Annotated in this window: 12 protein-coding genes; 6 read left to right on the top strand and 6 right to left on the bottom strand. The window is 58.5% G+C overall.

What is annotated here, in order from left to right:
* Positions 1–89: 89 nt before the first annotated feature.
* Both VD17_RS16170 and VD17_RS16165 read right to left on the bottom strand, forming a co-directional pair.
* Positions 90–3,227 carry a transglycosylase domain-containing protein gene (locus tag VD17_RS16170; RefSeq protein ID WP_046054653.1) on the bottom strand — a complete coding sequence of 1,046 codons (3,138 nt, stop codon included), beginning with the start codon at positions 3,225–3,227 and terminating at the stop codon, positions 90–92.
* 377 nt (positions 3,228–3,604) lie between these two features.
* Entirely contained in the window at positions 3,605–4,063 is a 459-nt protein-coding gene (locus tag VD17_RS16165) for an REP-associated tyrosine transposase (protein WP_046054652.1), read from the bottom strand.
* A 643-nt stretch (positions 4,064–4,706) separates the two neighbouring features.
* On the opposite strand from VD17_RS16165, the gene VD17_RS16160 reads away from it, so the two are divergent.
* The gene (locus VD17_RS16160; protein WP_046054651.1) at positions 4,707–6,125 is read left to right on the top strand and encodes an amino acid permease; all 1,419 of its coding nucleotides are present in this window, start codon (positions 4,707–4,709) and stop codon (positions 6,123–6,125) included.
* A 239-nt stretch (positions 6,126–6,364) separates the two neighbouring features.
* On the opposite strand, the gene VD17_RS16155 is transcribed toward VD17_RS16160, so the two are convergent.
* Positions 6,365–7,489 carry an OpgC family protein gene (locus tag VD17_RS16155; RefSeq protein ID WP_046054650.1) on the bottom strand — a complete coding sequence of 375 codons (1,125 nt, stop codon included), beginning with the start codon at positions 7,487–7,489 and terminating at the stop codon, positions 6,365–6,367.
* Between the two features lie 240 nt (positions 7,490–7,729).
* Between VD17_RS16155 and VD17_RS16150 the strand changes: the two genes are divergently transcribed.
* The 3 genes from VD17_RS16150 to VD17_RS16140 are packed head-to-tail and all read left to right on the top strand — an operon-like array spanning position 7,730 to position 10,558.
* The gene (locus VD17_RS16150) at positions 7,730–8,104 is read left to right on the top strand and encodes a GtrA family protein (RefSeq protein ID WP_033057427.1); all 375 of its coding nucleotides are present in this window, start codon (positions 7,730–7,732) and stop codon (positions 8,102–8,104) included.
* A complete protein-coding gene (locus VD17_RS16145) occupies positions 8,101–9,042 on the top strand; it encodes a glycosyltransferase family 2 protein (protein ID WP_046054649.1) in 942 nt (313 codons plus the stop codon). Before VD17_RS16150 ends, VD17_RS16145 begins: the two co-directional genes overlap by 4 nt.
* 1 nt (position 9,043) lies before the next feature.
* The gene (locus VD17_RS16140; RefSeq protein ID WP_046054648.1) at positions 9,044–10,558 is read left to right on the top strand and encodes a glucosyltransferase domain-containing protein; all 1,515 of its coding nucleotides are present in this window, start codon (positions 9,044–9,046) and stop codon (positions 10,556–10,558) included.
* A gap of 9 nt (positions 10,559–10,567) precedes the next feature.
* Here the strand turns inward: VD17_RS16140 and VD17_RS16135 are convergent, their stop codons facing one another.
* The 3 genes from VD17_RS16135 to VD17_RS16125 all read right to left on the bottom strand — a co-directional run bounded on the left by VD17_RS16135 (position 10,568) and on the right by VD17_RS16125 (position 13,467).
* Positions 10,568–10,852, bottom strand: coding sequence for a putative quinol monooxygenase (locus VD17_RS16135; RefSeq protein WP_046054699.1), 285 nt, complete (start codon positions 10,850–10,852; stop codon positions 10,568–10,570).
* Between the two features lie 36 nt (positions 10,853–10,888).
* A complete protein-coding gene (locus VD17_RS16130; protein WP_046054647.1) occupies positions 10,889–12,508 on the bottom strand; it encodes an FMN-binding glutamate synthase family protein in 1,620 nt (539 codons plus the stop codon).
* A gap of 158 nt (positions 12,509–12,666) precedes the next feature.
* Positions 12,667–13,467, bottom strand: coding sequence for a helix-turn-helix transcriptional regulator (locus VD17_RS16125; protein WP_046054646.1), 801 nt, complete (start codon positions 13,465–13,467; stop codon positions 12,667–12,669).
* A gap of 127 nt (positions 13,468–13,594) precedes the next feature.
* On the opposite strand from VD17_RS16125, the gene VD17_RS16120 reads away from it, so the two are divergent.
* The gene (locus tag VD17_RS16120; RefSeq protein ID WP_046054645.1) at positions 13,595–14,416 is read left to right on the top strand and encodes a carbon-nitrogen hydrolase family protein; all 822 of its coding nucleotides are present in this window, start codon (positions 13,595–13,597) and stop codon (positions 14,414–14,416) included.
* Between the two features lie 242 nt (positions 14,417–14,658).
* Positions 14,659–15,984 carry an APC family permease gene (locus tag VD17_RS16115; protein WP_046054644.1) on the top strand — a complete coding sequence of 442 codons (1,326 nt, stop codon included), beginning with the start codon at positions 14,659–14,661 and terminating at the stop codon, positions 15,982–15,984.
* Positions 15,985–16,041 lie beyond the last annotated feature (57 nt).

Genomic DNA, 16,041 nt, shown 5'->3' with positions numbered 1-16,041 from the left:
GTTAAAAGCCTGTTGTTGAATGGTCGCGCATATAAGGGACTCATTTAATATTGCAATGCATAAAATAAGTAATTACCACCACCCATTATTCAACCCTGTTTATTCGCTGCGGCTACTTTCGGCGTTTCAACCGGGAGGCATCGTGACGCGCTACCCGGTTGCAAATAGGGCGTGAGGATCGGCGCCATCCCCTTGAGTACTTGCACGGGCAAGGCCGAGGTGAACTTGAACGTTTCGGCCGATTGCCCGGGCACGAACGCCGTCATCGTGCCGAAGTGACGATCGCCGATGTAGAACACGAAGGTCGCGGTGCGGTTAATGGATTTCGAACTCAGAATTCGCCCACCCGAACCGAAGGCTTCGATGCGGTTATCGCCCGTACCGGTTTTGCCGCCCATGGCCAACGGTTTGCCGTCAGGGGTTACGAAACTGCCGGAGATGCGTTTGGCTGTGCCGGCATCCACCACCTGCGACAACGCTTCGCGCATGGCGGCGGCGACCTCGGAAGGCATCACCCGTTTACCGACATCCGGGTCATTGATCAGTTTGGTTTCGTACGGCGTGTTCGCAGCGAAGTGCAGGCTGTCGATGCGCAAAGTCGGCATGCGCACGCCGTCATTGAGGATGGTACCGATCAATTCCGCCAAGGCTGCGGGGCGATCGCCGGAACTGCCGATGGCGGTGGCCAGCGACGGCACCAGGTGATCGAACGGATAGCCGACTTTCTGCCAGCGCTGGTGAATGTCGAGGAACGCCTCGATCTCCAGAATGGTGCGAATGCGGCTGTCGCGGGCACCCTTGTGACGGCTTTTGAACAGCCAGCTGTAGACTTCCTGGCGTTCGAACTGGCTGGCTTTGACGATCTGGCTGAACTTGGCGTCGGGGTTGTTCAACAAGTAGCCGATCAACCATAGATCCAGCGGGTGAACCTTGGCGATGAAGCCCTGGTCCGGCAGGTCGTAGGCGCCAGGGCCGTAGCTTTCGTAGAGCCGTTGAAGGCGTTCGTCGGTCAGTTTTTCGGTGAGCTTGGCGCCGGTGAGGTGCGAGCGCACGAACATGTTGAAGCTTTCCTGACTGGCCTGTGGCAACAGATAACGATGCACCGCGGCCATGCGGATCGGGGTCGGGCGCATGCCGTCGAGAAAGGTCTCGAGCCGCGCCTGGGTGTCCTTGTTTTTGTACCTCTTCCAGAACTTCAGCAGGAACGACGTGCCTTCGCGGTCGGCGAACGAGGCCAGGTATTCCTGACGCCGAGGGTCGCGGTCGTCCTTGAGCAATTCGGCGCTGCTGCTGGGGCCGGAATACGTGGTGTAGCGCACCAGGTCACGCATCAACCGAATGAACGGCAGGTTGATCGACTCACGCAGGGCATCACGCAGGGTAGGGAGGCGGCCGTTGTCTTCTTTGCGAAAGTTAACGAATGTGTGCAGCCCACCACCGGTGAAAAAAGCTTCGCCGGGGCTGGCCGAGTATTTGCGATCCAGCGCCGCGCCGAGCATGCCTGGCAAGTTGCGGTCTTTGTTCTGGATCAGGTAATCGACGGCCCAGCGACTCAGGCGGTCCTGTTCAGGGACGTCGACCTTCTTCAGTTCCGGGACGGTCATCGTTGCGTATTTATCGTGCAACTCGGCCATGATCTGCAAATAGGTGGTCAGCACACGCATCTTGGCGGTGGAGCCCAGTTCCAGCTTGCTGCCTTCATTGATATCGAACGGCTGGTCTGTGCTGTCGGTCTGCACCCGCACCCGCGAGCCGTCGGGGGTCAGTTCGAACAACGTGAAGCTGTAGCGCACTTGGGAGGTACTGGTGGGGGTCAGCAGGCGTTCGCCCATCAAACCGATCTGCGCCGCAAACACAGGGTCGGCCAGATGCTTCAGGTACTCGGTAGCCTGAGATTGCAACTCGCCTTGCAGGGTGCTGGTGGCGGAAAGATCAAGGCGATCGAGGTCGTACAGCGGACGGTTGAGCAACCCGCCCAGACGACTGCGTGCCACGCTGATGCCCTTGTTGGTTTCGATCGGCTGAATGGTTGGCTGTGTCTGCCAGTCGCGATAGATCACTTTGCTGGCCAATGCCGATGCTGCGAGTGGCGCATCGATCACGCCATTCAGTGCCAGCAGGCGAATGTGGCTGTCGGTGAGTTCGGCCAGTTCATCGTGTCCCTTGGTCAGGTAGTGGGAAGGACGGCGCTGGGCAATCATCAAAGACAGCATCTCACGCAGGGCGAGACCTTTTTCCGACATGCTTTTCGGATCTGTCTCCTTGCTGGCCAGCTGCTCGTTGGCCTGGTTGAAATCGGCGCCGTACCAGACGCGCAATCCTTCGGCCATGCCATGCACTTCACCGTGGCCCGGTACTGCCGACAGGGGCACGCTGTTGAGGTAATCGCGGATCACGTTCTGCCGGGCTTCGAGGGTCTCCGGTCCGGCCTGATAGGCGCGCACACTGGCAGAAATCATCTGACGGATTTTTTCTGCGCCTGACACGGTCAGGCCATCGGGCGAATGCCGGTACTTCTCAAGTTGCGTTGCCAGGGTACTGCCGCCCGCCGACTGGCCCGGCAAGTGCATTAACTTGGCGACCTGGGACCACGCCGCCATGCCGAACCGAGGCCAATCCACGGCAGGGTTAGCCCGCGGCTGACGGGGGTCGAGCAGAAAGCGGTTTTCGATGAACAGCAAACTGTTGACCACCACGGGGGGGATCGCCTCAAAGCTTGAATACAGTTGTTGTGGGTATTTGTACTGGTAAAGCGGTGCCGCACGGCAATCGGTGATCGACAAGCCAGCCTGGATTTTCTCCGAGTAGGGCACGAAAAAGCCATTGCCGGTGTAGTCCATCAACTTTTGGGAAAACCGGGTCTGTGACGCCACAACGTAGTCACGCTTGATCAGACGCGGCAGGAATTCACCCAGAGAGCTGTAGCCCAGACGCAGGTCGAAAGGACCGGCACCGGGATAGCGAATGGCATCGCTGGGACCGGGTTTCAGCTCGTAGCTCAGGGTGGCGGCGAATTGGCTGAGTTCCCGGGATTGAAACTTTGACGTGCGCATTTCCTTGGCCGCGGCCAGCCCCAGGACAATCAGTATTATCAGCAACAACAACCAAAACGCCCCCCACCCGTGCTTTGTGCGGCTGCGAGGGGGTTTTTCAGGTATAGGCGCTTCATCCACACGTTCAGTCGGAACCACATTTTTTCTCGGATCGGTTTGCCATAAAACGCCCATAGTCGACTGATCCATTCACGCAGATTGAGAGGACTTGTCTGAAGCTTAGACGGTGGTTGGCCTTGGTGAAAAAATTGTGAATACACAAATATCGAATTCCCATCATTCCCTGTGGCGAGGGAGCTTTTGTGGTGAGGGGGTTTATGTGGTGAAGGGGGGGTATGTGGTGAGGGGATTTTTGTGGCGAGGGGATTTATCCCCGTTCGGTTGCGCAGCAGCCGTAAACCTGTGGGCGCGATGTGACTAAAAGGACACAGGGGGAGCGCTTCGCACTCCAACGGGGATAAATCCCCTCACCACATAAATCCCCTCACCAATCCCTTCACCACATAAATCCCTTCACCACAGGGAGTTCGGTAGCCATAGAGGGGGGGACGTTACAACCAGCAGACATCCCAGAGGGGGTAATCGCCGATTTTGTCTACGAGCCCTGCTCTCAAGGGATTGGCGACAATGTAACGAGCGAACGGCAGAAGCTCTTCGCCATCACGAATGGTTCGGTCGTGATAACCGGTTTGCCACAAAGCGCCACTTTGGCCGGTCGTTTTGTTCACTGCCTGGGCGCATCGGGCTTTGGTTGCACCAATGACATTCCCTAAATTGTTGTCTTGCAGTTGCATCAGCCAATGAAAGTGATCAGGCATAACCACCCAAGCGATTGAATTCACCAGCCCGGAGTCGTGAGCCCGGCGCAGTTCTGCGACAAGCAGGCGGCCCAAGCGCCAATCAGAAAATATGGGTTTTCGATCGTGAAGAACTGCGGTGATGAGGTAGGCACGACCGTTTTCGGAATTTCTGCCTAAACGCAGGCGATGGGAGTTTGGTTGAGTAGGCAATCCATTGCTTCCTTTCGTGAAAGTCAGGTGACGCTTTCAGGCTAGTGCTCAGTGGTCTGCATTGGCGCTGCGATTGTTGAGTGAAATTTCTGTTTCCTACGAAGGATCCGGTGAGGGGCTCTTGTGGCGAGGGGGCTTGCCCCCGTTGGACTGCGAAGCAGTCCCGTTACTGGCGAACCAAATTTCCATAAGGAACATCGCGTATACAATTTTACGACTGCTGCGCAGCCAAACGGGGGCAAGCCCCCTCGCCACAAGAGCCCCTCGCCATACGCGGAGGTGAGTCTGAAATGCTCGAACTAGAGCCATCTGACGGTAAATTCGGCGCAAGTAGGGACATGACGATGCACCATTACCGTGCAATACTCCGCGCCGTTTCAGTTACGAATAATCCCGCTTTAGGCAGGTAATGCCCCTCCGTAAACCGCGCTTTTACCGAGAGTTCTCGCTGAATGTTGTGGTTTATAGAGTGAAAAACCCTGTAGGAAGCTTTTTATACTGCACGCCCCGCTGATCTTGCAGGTTTTGTCCTACAAGACGGGTTTGCCCACGAAGCAGGCCCGGTTTCAGAAAAGCATTGGCTTACCGGTCAGCGCTTTGACACTCGGTGGTCATATCCAATAACAAGACGAGGTTGTACCCCATGCCAGGCAATCACCTGCCCAATGGCGAGACCGCTCAAGGCGGCCCGCTCAAACGCGAACTCGGCGAACGGCATATTCGCTTGATGGCGCTCGGTGCCTGTATCGGCGTCGGTCTGTTCCTCGGTTCGGCCAAGGCCATCGAGATGGCTGGCCCGGCAATCATGCTGTCCTACATCATCGGCGGTCTGGCGATCCTGGTGATCATGCGCGCCCTCGGCGAAATGGCGGTGCACAACCCGGTCGCCGGCTCCTTCAGCCGTTATGCTCAAGACTACCTCGGCCCGTTGGCGGGCTTCCTGACCGGCTGGAATTACTGGTTCCTGTGGCTGGTGACCTGCGTTGCGGAAATCACCGCAGTGGCGGTGTACATGGGCGTCTGGTTCCCCGATGTGCCGCGCTGGATCTGGGCACTCGCCGCGTTGATCAGCATGGGCTCGATCAATCTGATCGCGGTGAAAGCCTTCGGTGAGTTCGAGTTCTGGTTCGCCCTGATCAAGATCGTCACCATCATTGCGATGGTGGTCGGCGGTATCGGCGTGATCGCGTTCGGTTTCGGCAACGACGGCGTGGCACTGGGGATTTCCAATCTCTGGGCACATGGCGGCTTCATGCCCAACGGCGTGCAAGGCGTGTTGATGTCCCTGCAAATGGTGATGTTCGCCTACCTCGGCGTCGAGATGATCGGCCTGACCGCCGGTGAAGCGAAGAACCCGCAGAAGACCATTCCCAATGCGATCGGCTCGGTGTTCTGGCGGATTCTGCTGTTCTACGTCGGCGCGCTGTTCGTGATCCTGTCGATCTACCCGTGGAACGAAATCGGCACTCAGGGCAGCCCGTTCGTGATGACCTTCGAGCGTCTGGGCATCAAGACCGCCGCCGGCATCATCAACTTCGTGGTGATCACCGCGGCACTGTCGTCCTGCAACGGCGGTATCTTCAGCACCGGGCGCATGCTGTACAGCCTGGCGCAGAACGGCCAGGCCCCGGCCGGCTTCGCCAAGACTTCGAACAACGGCGTGCCGCGTCGCGCGTTGCTGCTGTCGATCGGTGCCTTGTTGCTGGGCGTGCTGCTCAACTACCTGGTGCCTGAAAAAGTCTTTGTCTGGGTGACGGCGATTGCCACCTTCGGCGCGATCTGGACCTGGGTGATGATCCTGCTGGCCCAGCTCAAGTTCCGCCAAGGCCTGAGCGCCAGCGAACGTGCCGGCCTGAAATACAAGATGTGGCTGTACCCGGTCAGCTCGTACCTGGCGCTGGCATTTTTGGTGCTGGTGGTCGGCTTGATGGCGTACTTCCCGGACACCCGCGTGGCGCTCTATGTGGGCCCGGCGTTCCTGGTCCTGCTGACGGTGTTGTTCTACGTGTTCAAGCTGCAGCCGACCAACGTGTCGCAAGGTGCGGTGCGTTCGGCTTCGTAAGACGTAACGCCTGAAATGAAAAAGCCCCGGTCCATTGGCCGGGGCTTTTTATCATGTGTCGAGCGAGCTTTTGTGGCGAGGGGATTTATCCCCGTTCGGCTGCGAAGCAGTCGTAAAACCATAGCACTCGGTATACCTGACACATCGCGACTGCTGGTTTTGGGGCGGCTGCGCCACCCAACGGGGATAAATCCCCTCGCCACAAAATCCCCCTTGCCACTAGGGTAACTATGTCGATATCAAGCGGCTGCGACCTGGACCGACCGATTCAGGCGTTTATTGAAATCCAGCCACGCCCCCAGCAACGCCATCACCCCGGCCCCCACCAACGCTGTGAAAACCTGCATCGCAAACGCATCGTCGGTCAGGGCGTTGAGCATGTCCGCCAAGGGCGCCAACAGCACGCCGAGGCAGAAAACTTCCAGTGAGTAGCGCCCCATGCGGCAGCATTGCTGCGCCAGCCAGTTTTGCGTCCAGCCGTTGCCGGGCAAGAGCCTGGCGGTGACATAAGCCAGCGCCAGGAAGTGCAGCAGACGAACCGGCGACAGATCGGTCTTGCTGATCGGGTACAGCAAGTTGCTCAGGCTGGCTGGCATCACGGCATCATGTATTTCCGGCCAGCGCCAGGACACAGTAATCACACCGGTCACCACCACGTACACCGCCGCGCTGACAAACAAGGGCTGGCGCAGCAGCGGGCGAGTGTCGGGCAACCGTGGCCGCAGCCCTTGAATCGCCGCAAAGCCGCCGAGGATAAACAGCAGTTGCCAGGTGACGGGGTTGAAGTACCACACACCGTCCTTGATGGCCGCAAGGTTCCAGCCAAACCGCGGTGCCAGCAAGTACACCGCCAATGACACCGCTACGACCGCCCACGGCTTGCGCACCAGCAACGGCAGGACCAGTGGCAATCCCGCCAGCAGCACGATGTATAGCGGCAGCGGGTCCATCAGGTTCGGCTTGAAGCGCAGCAGTAACTCATCCGTCAACGCTTGCTGAGGATTGGTGATGAAGTGATGCAGGCCCATTTCCTCCACCAGATCGCGGGTTTCCACATGACTGTTGGCGAAGAACACGATGCCCATCAGCATGGCCAGCAGGAAAATATGGACCACGTAGAGCACCCAGGCGCGCCGCAGAATCTTCACGCAGGCGATCAGGTAACCATCGCGCGCAAGGATTTTGCCGTAGGCCAGAACGGCCGCGTAGCCGGCGAGAAACACGAATATTTCTGCGGCATCGCTGAAACCGACATTGCGCAGGGTGATTTGGCCAAGGGGGTTGTGAGGCACGTGATCCCAAAAAATGAAGATCAGTGCCAGGCCGCGAAAAAAGTCGATTCGGTGATCGCGCTCAAACGTCATGACGGCGGGCTCGTGAACGGGTGTTGAGATAAGGGGTAGCCGAAGGCGCCAAAGGTTGTGCGCCGCACATCGGCGGCGCGCAGGGTGGCGTGATTCGCAGGTAATTGCAAAACCGGGATATTACGGGATGTCTCCTGGCGTTGAGGCAAGCCCTGACCGCTGGTCTGAAAGGCTGCCCAACCTGTGATTTCTGACAGTAGACAGGTTCAAAGTTTTATGACGTGAAACAGGAGGCTCACCATGAAACTTTTGTGGAAAGGATTTTCCAGCTACACGGTGGTCGGGGTCGCCAACACGCTGATCCACTGGCAAATCTTCTTCCTGCTGAGCGTGGGGGCCGGCTTCAGTCAGGCTGTCAGCAACCTGGCAGCCTTCTGCGTTGCCGCCTCGTTTTCCTTCTATATGAACGCGCTGTATACCTTCGATGCCAAGGCGTCGGTCGGCGGTTATCTTCTATTCTTGGGAGCCATGGGGGCGCTGAGTCTGGGCGTCGGCCATGCAGGTGACGTGTGGAGACTTCACGGCCTGCTGACGGTGGCTATCTTTTCAGCATTGAGCCTGGTGCTCGGCTTTCTGTTTTCAAAGTACGTGGTCTTTCGCGAGCGTAACGCATGAAAGTCTCGTTGATCGTTCCGGTATTCAATGAAGAGCAGGCGATCAGCCTGTTCTATCAGGCCGTGCGTCGCGAGTTGAGGCTTGACCAGGCAGAGGTCGAGATCGTGTTCATCAACGATGGCAGTTCCGACCGCACGGCTGAGGAGGTCAAGGCCTTGGCGAAGGCCGATGAACAGGTATTGCTGATCAACTTCTCGCGCAACTTCGGCAAGGAACCGGCGTTGTTCGCCGGCCTGGAATATGCCACCGGCGATGCGGTGATTCCCATGGATGTCGATTTGCAGGACCCGATCAGCGTCATCCCTCGGTTGATTGGCGAATGGCAAAAAGGCGCGGATGTGGTGCTCGCCAAACGCCGGAACCGCACCGCCGATAGTTACCTGAAACGCCACAGCGCGTCGCTGTTCTACCGTGTGCTGAACCGGATCGCTTACACCCGCATCGAAGAAAATGTCGGGGACTTTCGACTGATGGACCGCAAGGTGGTCGACGTGATTCGCGCGCTTCCCGAGCACCAGTTGTTCATGAAAGGCGTGCTGTCATGGGCCGGGTTCAACACCGTGGTGGTGGAGTACGAGCGAGCCGAGCGAGTGGCGGGCACCAGCAAGTTCAACGGCTGGAAGCTCTGGAACCTGGCGCTGGAAGGCGTGACCTCGTTCAGTACGGTGCCGTTGCGCTTATGGACTTACGTCGGTGGCGGTATTTCGATCTTCGCGGTGCTCTACGCGGTGTACATGGTGCTGGACAAGATTTTCTTCGGCAACAGCGTCCCCGGTTACCCGTCGTTGATGACCGCGATTCTGTTTCTCGGCGGCGTGCAACTGATCGGCATCGGCATCCTCGGTGAGTACGTCGGCCGCATCTACATCGAAGCCAAACATCGGCCGCGCTATGTGGTGAAAGACATCGTCGGCGGCAAAGACCGGCTCGGGATTTAGCATGGGCAGGTTCAGCGACTTTTTCAGCAAGGAACTCGGGCGTCGGCAAGTCTGGCTGTTTTTTCTGTTGGCGACCTTAGTGTATGTGGTGCCGCTGATCCTTGCGGACTATCCGTATATCGATGATAACTGGCGCTCGTTGTCGGCCGCGGCCGGTTCGGCCTGGGCGGAGCAGGGACGGTTATTCACCGAACTGTTCTACAACCTGCTGACCTTCAGCAATGCCGCGCCGAACATCTTTCCGCTGCCGCTGTTGATCGCCACGCTGGGCATGGCCGCGGCGCTGACCAGCCTGACGTTTCATTACTACCCGCAACCGACGATTGCTTGCTGCCTGGTGCCGTTGCCGCTCTGGTACAACCCGTTCTTTCTGCAAAACCTGTCCTATCAATACGACGGGCCCGCCATGGCGTTGAGCGTGGTGGCGGTCATCTATGCAATCACCTTCCGTCATCCCTCGCGCATCGTTCATTGGCTGGTGCCTTCGTTCCTGATCGCGCTGGCGTTGGGGCTCTATCAGGTGAGCTTCAATGTGTTTCTGGGCCTGTGTTGCCTGGAACTGCTCAGGAGCGCGAATGACAAGCTGGTCTGGCCGCGGTGGTGCGAGTTGATCGGCTGGAAAATATCGCAGGCCATCCTGGGCTGGTTGATTTACAGCGTCAGTGCTTATCCGTTCATGAGTGGAAATCGCACCTTGTTGTTGAACTGGACGGCGCAGCCCCTGCTGCAACTTCAAATCAACATCGGCCGGGTGCTGGAAAAAGTCGTGCTGCTGTTTCACGGCGGATTTGCCTGGGTGTTCGCCGCACTGCTGCTGTGTGCCATTGCCGGTAGTGTCCGGCTGGGGCTGAACGTGTTGGAACGTCAGGACACAGGGCTGAAGAAAATCCTGATCGGCCTGGTGTGTTTACTGACATTGCCGGTCGTGACGCTACTGGTGTCAGGTGTCGCGCTGTTTTTTCGGGACTTCAATGAAGGCGCCAGGACGCTGATGGGCTTCGCGGTTCTGTTGGTGCTGTTGTTCTATTTGAGCCATCTGTCGCTGGCACGAATCCACCAGCGGTTGCCGCTGTTGTTGATGGTTCCACTGCTGGCGATGCTTTCAATTTCGTATGCCTATGGACGGGTGCTGACCGTCCAGAAAGCCTTCGCGTCCAGCGCATTATTAAGTCTTGAACACGACATCGCGTCGAATCGACAGCTGCTGGAGGCCAAGCGCATTTACATGTCAGTGACCTATTCCGATCACTGGTTGCTGGGGGCGGCGGGCTCGTTCAAGCAGATGCCAGTGTTGCACTATCTGCTGAACATCGACTTCTACATGCTGGCCGAGAACCTGCCGAAAGTGGGGATCACCAACGTCGTTGCGGAGAAGGAACGACGTAACGCGACCCGGGTGGGTTATCAGGGTTATCCACCGGTGCTGGAGCGCCAGTACTACCGGATTTATCTGCTCGGCGATTACGGTTTTATTGTCATGAAAGAGCCGGCCCCGATTAAGGCGCTTCACTGGTGATGGCGGGCGTCAGAACGCATCCATCAGCACGATAATGCAATCCCTGGCCTGGTAAGCATTGATCTGCGGTACCAGTCGCCGAAAGTGTTCAGACTGGCAATGAGCATCCAGCGCCGCCTGATTTGGCCATTGTTCGACGAAGATAAAGTGCCCGGGGTCTTTTTGATCGACGAACAGGTCGTAAGCGATGCAATCAGGTTCCAGTCGAGTCTTCTCGACCAGTTCGGCGTACCAGGGGCGAACGGTTTCAATGTGTTCGGGTTTGATGAAATCCTGAGCGATGACTTTCAGCATGGTGTCCATTCTTGGTGTAAGGCGTTCAATCGTTGTTTACGCGGCAGCCAACTCATTCGGTTCAAAACTGTCCGCCCGCGCCATCTGCCACATCCGCGAGTAAAACTCGCCATTCACTTCACCGGTCAGCAACTCTCCCGGTTTCAAGAACACATGCAGTTGCGAAAACAATTTGATCTCGGTCGCCGACATGCGCCGTACCAAATGTTTAGCTGATAGCTGCGAAGGATGTTCCAGTCCAGCAGCGGCGAGCATTTCGGCCAGGGCCTTGAGCGTGTTGCGGTGGAAGTTGAAGACGCGTTGGGCCTTGTCCGGAACCACCAGTGCGCGTTGGCGCAGGGTGTCCTGGGTGGCGACGCCGGTCGGGCATTTGTTGGTGTGACAGCTTTGCGACTGGATGCAACCGATGGCGAACATGAAGCCGCGCGCCGAGTTGGCCCAGTCGGCGCCGATGGCCAGGACGCTGGCAATGTCGAAGGCGCTGACGATCTTGCCGCTGGCGCCGAGTTTGATTTTGTCCCGCAGGTTCAGGCCGACCAGCGTGTTGTGCACGAACAGCAGGCCTTCGCGCATCGGCACACCAATGTGGTCGGTGAACTCCACGGGCGCGGCGCCGGTGCCGCCTTCCTTGCCATCGACCACGATGAAGTCGGGGAGGATGCCGGTTTCCAGCATGGCTTTGGCGATGCCCATGAATTCCCACGGGTGGCCCAGGCAGAACTTGAAGCCCACCGGTTTGCCGCCGGACAGTTCGCGCAATTGTTGGATGAAGTGCATCAGTTCAATCGGCGTGGAAAACGCGCTGTGCCGCGACGGCGAGATGCAATCTTCGCCCATCAGGATGCCGCGTGTTTCGGCGATTTCCCTGGTGACTTTGTGCTTGGGCAGAATCCCGCCATGACCGGGCTTGGCGCCTTGGCTCATCTTGATTTCGATCATCCGCACTTGGGGTGTCTGCGCTTGTGCCGCGAAGCGTTCAGGGTCGAAGCGCCCGTCAGCGGTGCGGCAGCCGAAGTAGCCGCTGCCGAGTTCCCAGGTCAGGTCCCCGCCGTTTTCCCGGTGATAGGCGCTGATGCTGCCTTCGCCGGTGTCGTGGGCGAAGTTGCCGAGTTTCGCCCCTTGGTTCAACGCGCGAATGGCATTGGCGCTGAGGGAGCCGAAGCTCATGGCCGAGATGTTGAACACCGACGCCGAGTACGGCTGCGTGCACTGCGGGCCACCGACCGTTACCCGGAAACTGCTCGGATCGCTCAACGGCGCCGGGCGCATGGAGTGGCCGATGAATTCGAAACCCGACTGATACACATCGATCAACGTGCCGAAGGGTTTGTCGGCGCTTTCGTTCTTGGCCCGTGAATAGACCAGCGAACGCTGGGCCCGGGAGAAGGGCAGGGCGTCGCTGTCGGATTCAAGCAGGTACTGGCGGATTTCCGGGCGGATACCCTCCACCAGATAGCGGATGTTGCCGAGGATCGGGTAATTACGGCGCACGGCGTGAGGGCTTTGCAGCAGATCGAAAATGCCGATCAAGCTGAGCACACCGGTGACGGCGGTGATTGGCCAGAGCCAGTCGTGCTCCAGGAAGGGCAGGCTGGCGAGGGTAAACATCACACAGACGGCAAAGAAGGCGTAGCGGCTCAGGAGTGACAGGCTCATACGGTTTCCTTGGGTTCGGACTTGTTCATAGATGACATGGAGATCCCTGTGGGAGCGAGCTTGCTCGCGATGGCGGTGGTTCAGTCGACATCAATGCTGAATGAAAGACCGCTATCGCGAGCAAGCTCGCTCCCACAGAAAAGCGCTCCACTGCGCAATCAGGCGTTCTGTGCCTGGAGAAAAATCGAAAACAGCTCTGACTGGGATTTGATCCCCAGTTTGCTGTACATGTGTTTCTTATGGACTTTCACGGTTTCGACAGAGATTTCCAGCTTGCGGGCGATTTCCTTACTGGAGCAACCGCTGAGCATCAAGCGCCCGACATCCAGCTCCCGGGCGGTCAATTGCGCGCCTTTGAGTTGCTGCACCGACGCTTCCAGCTGCACCCGCCAGTCAACTTGCGGCGGTGCGGGTGCGAGGGCCACGACTTCGTTTATTTCGTAGGGCAGGCGCTGGCGCAACAGGCCGAGCACCCAGGGCTGGATCAGCGACAGCAAGGCGATCTGCTGGCCGCTGAAACGTTGCTTGCTGCCCAGTGACAGGCACAGCGTGCGGTCGCCTTCGAGCTGGCAATTGAACTGGATTTCATCGGCCACCACATTCAGACGAAAGTAGCGCTGGTAATACTCGGTCAGCTCGAAATGCTCCGGCGCCACTTCCGACAGGCGATAAAGCCCGGTGCGCGACTGCTCGCGACAGGCGATGTAGAACGGATCGAGCAGGTACAAACCGCGCAGGTAATCCTGGAACAACTGATCGGGACTGCCGTCCGCGCCCGGGCATTCGGCGAACACTTGCGGGTGCTGGTCGGCGCTGAAAAGCAGCGCCACCCAGCTGTCGGAGGTCACGTACTGATCCAGCAACCGTACCAGCTGCGTCCAGAAATTGGGCTTGTCCAAAGCGTCGATCAGTTGCCCGACCGAGCGGTGCCACGCGATGTCGTCTAACGAAAGTGTCATGCCTCTACCCCTATCGGGTTACCCCAGCGGCGTGATTTCCCGGCCGGTGGCTTGCTGCGCATACTGGCGCACAGACACCGACCGGGCAATCTTTCTGCCAGCCCGAGGTTAAGAACAAGGAATACCCATGAAAGTCGAACTCGCCCAGTTGGCGGGCCGTGACAACGACACGGCTTACAACCTCGAACGCGCTCTGAAGGCGATTGCCGCCTGTGCTGCCGCTACGCAGCTGATCGTGTTTCCCGAAACCCACCTGATGGGCTTCCCGTCCCTCGAGGCGTTGGCCGAAACCGCCGAACCGCTGGACGGTCCGACCGTCAGCGCGGTCTTGGCTGCTGCCCGTGAACACGACATCGCCGTAGTGATCGGCATGGCCGAGAACGACAACGGCCGCTTCTACAACACCACGCTGCTGATCACCCCCGAAGGTATCGCGCTGAAATATCGCAAGACGCACCTGTGGGCGTCGGATCGCGGTGTGTTCGAGGCCGGCGACCGTTACGCCACGTGTGAGTGGAACGGTGTGCGGGTCGGCCTGCTGATTTGCTACGACATCGAATTCCCGGAAACCGCCCGGGCCCTGGCGCAATTGGGGGCAGAACTGGTGATTGTCACCAACGGCAACATGGACCCGTACGGCCCGACTCACCGCACCGCGATCATGGCCCGCGCCCAGGAAAACCAGGCGTTTGCGCTGATGGTCAACCGGGTGGAAGAGGGCGATGGTGGGTTGGTGTTTGCGGGCGGCAGTGCGCTGGTGGATCCGCTGGGGGCTTTGTTGTTCGAGGCCGGAAGGGAGGAGGGGCAGTTTGCGGTGGAGCTGGACCTGAATCAGCTGACGGCGGCGCGGCAGGATTATCGGTATCTGGATGATCAGCGGCTGAAGTTGCCGGGGGAGATTGTTGAACAGGCTTCAGGCGTGCGGGAGCTAATGATTCCTAAAAACTGATCCGGACACTTTGTGGATTGTGCTGACCTCATCGCGAGCAAGCTCGCTGCCACAGTTGTTCTCTGTCGTTCACGAGTTTTGTATCCGCTGAAGATCCTCTGTGGGAGCGAGCTTGCTCGCGATGAGGCCATGGCAGGCGCCACACCTGTTTGACCTTGCACCCAATTACAACAACGAAACACCCGAAATTTAGCGCCGAACTCGGCTCTGCCATAAATCTAATAAATTCGGAGTAGTCGCTCATGGCTCGTTTGCAACGCACCCTGTCATTGGGTTCGGTGGTGCTGTTCGGCATCGCCTACATGACGCCGATCATCGTGCTCGGCACCTTTGGCATTCTTGCTCAATCCACCGCCGGCATGGTCCCGGCCGCTTACCTGGCGGCGCTGGTGGCGATGTTTTTCACCGCCATGAGTTATGGCCGAATGGCCTCGGCGTTTCCCGTCGCTGGCTCGGCCTATAGCTATGTCCGCAAGGCGATCAGCCCGAAACTCGGTTTCATCGCCGGTTGGGCCGTGCTGCTCGACTACCTGTTCCTGCCGATGGCGATCTGGCTGATCGGCGCGGCCTACCTCAACTCCGCGTTCCCGGCCGTGCCGCAGTGGATCTGGGTGCTGGCGTTCATCGGCATCACCAGTGCGATCAACATCGTCGGTCTGAAACTGGCCAACGGCATCAACGCGTTACTGATGCTGGTGCAGTTCCTGGTACTGATCGCCTTCGTTGCGCTGTGCGTTCATTACGTTGGTGGCGATGCAAGCACGCCGTTGTGGTCGGTCAAACCGTTCTTCAACGGTGACATGCAGATGCCGCTGATCATGAGCGGTGCAGCCATCGCCTGTTATTCATTCCTCGGGTTTGACGCGGTCAGCACCCTGACCGAAGAAACCCGCGACCCGCGTCGCACTATCCCGCGAGCGATCATGCTGATCACCCTGATCGGCGGGCTGATCTTCGTTGGTGTGTCGTACTTCGTGCAGATCGCGCATCCGTCGTTCCAGTTCGACAGCGTCGACTCGGCGGCCTATGAAATTGCCCGCAACATCGGTGGTGACCTGTTCGTGTCGATCTTCCTGATCGGCCTGATCGTCGGCCAGTTTGCGTCGGGCCTGTCGGCTCAGGCCAGCGGCTCGCGGCTGTTGTTCGCGATGGGTCGTGACGGTGTGCTGCCAAAATCGTTCTTCGGCACTTTGCATGAACGCTTTGGCACGCCGGTCAACAGCATCCTGTTGTGCGCCGTGGTCGCGTTGCTGGCACTGAAACTGGACGTCACCACCTCAACCTCGTTCATCAACTTCGGCGCGTTCCTGGCGTTCAGCCTGGTGAACCTGTCGGTGATCTTTCACTACTGGATTGGCGGTGAGCACAAAGGGCTGCGTGAATTCGTGTTGTTCCTGCTGTTCCCGTTTATCGGTCTGGCGGCAGATTTGTGGCTGATGGTCAGCCTCGATCACCTGGCGATCTATCTGGGCCTGAGCTGGCTGGCGATTGGCGTGGTGTACTTGGCGGTGCTGACCAGTGGCTTCCGTCGCCAGCCACCGGAAATGGATTTCCAGGAGGCCACATAATTGCCTGACTGCTAAAGAACCTGTGGGAGCGAGCTCGCTCGCGATGGGGCTGTGTCA

Source organism: Pseudomonas fluorescens (assembly GCF_000968015.1).
GTDB classification, from domain to species: Bacteria; Pseudomonadota; Gammaproteobacteria; order Pseudomonadales; family Pseudomonadaceae; genus Aquipseudomonas; species Aquipseudomonas fluorescens_W.
The sequence above is the reverse complement of the archived record's forward strand: the minus strand, read 5'-3'. Positions and strand labels throughout refer to the sequence as shown.

Bases quoted from the DNA above. Each gene is read 5' to 3' on its own strand.
- VD17_RS16170 (WP_046054653.1), bottom strand. From the start codon at position 3,227: ATGGGCGTTTTATGGCAAACCGATCCGAGAAAAAATGTGGTTCCGACT.
- VD17_RS16160 (WP_046054651.1), top strand. From the start codon at position 4,707: ATGCCAGGCAATCACCTGCCCAATGGCGAGACCGCTCAAGGCGGCCCG.
- VD17_RS16155 (WP_046054650.1), bottom strand. From the start codon at position 7,489: ATGACGTTTGAGCGCGATCACCGAATCGACTTTTTTCGCGGCCTGGCA.
- VD17_RS16150 (WP_033057427.1), top strand. From the start codon at position 7,730: ATGAAACTTTTGTGGAAAGGATTTTCCAGCTACACGGTGGTCGGGGTC.
- VD17_RS16145 (WP_046054649.1), top strand. From the start codon at position 8,101: ATGAAAGTCTCGTTGATCGTTCCGGTATTCAATGAAGAGCAGGCGATC.
- VD17_RS16140 (WP_046054648.1), top strand. From the start codon at position 9,044: ATGGGCAGGTTCAGCGACTTTTTCAGCAAGGAACTCGGGCGTCGGCAA.
- VD17_RS16135 (WP_046054699.1), bottom strand. From the start codon at position 10,852: ATGCTGAAAGTCATCGCTCAGGATTTCATCAAACCCGAACACATTGAA.
- VD17_RS16130 (WP_046054647.1), bottom strand. From the start codon at position 12,508: ATGAGCCTGTCACTCCTGAGCCGCTACGCCTTCTTTGCCGTCTGTGTG.
- VD17_RS16125 (WP_046054646.1), bottom strand. From the start codon at position 13,467: ATGACACTTTCGTTAGACGACATCGCGTGGCACCGCTCGGTCGGGCAA.
- VD17_RS16120 (WP_046054645.1), top strand. From the start codon at position 13,595: ATGAAAGTCGAACTCGCCCAGTTGGCGGGCCGTGACAACGACACGGCT.
- VD17_RS16115 (WP_046054644.1), top strand. From the start codon at position 14,659: ATGGCTCGTTTGCAACGCACCCTGTCATTGGGTTCGGTGGTGCTGTTC.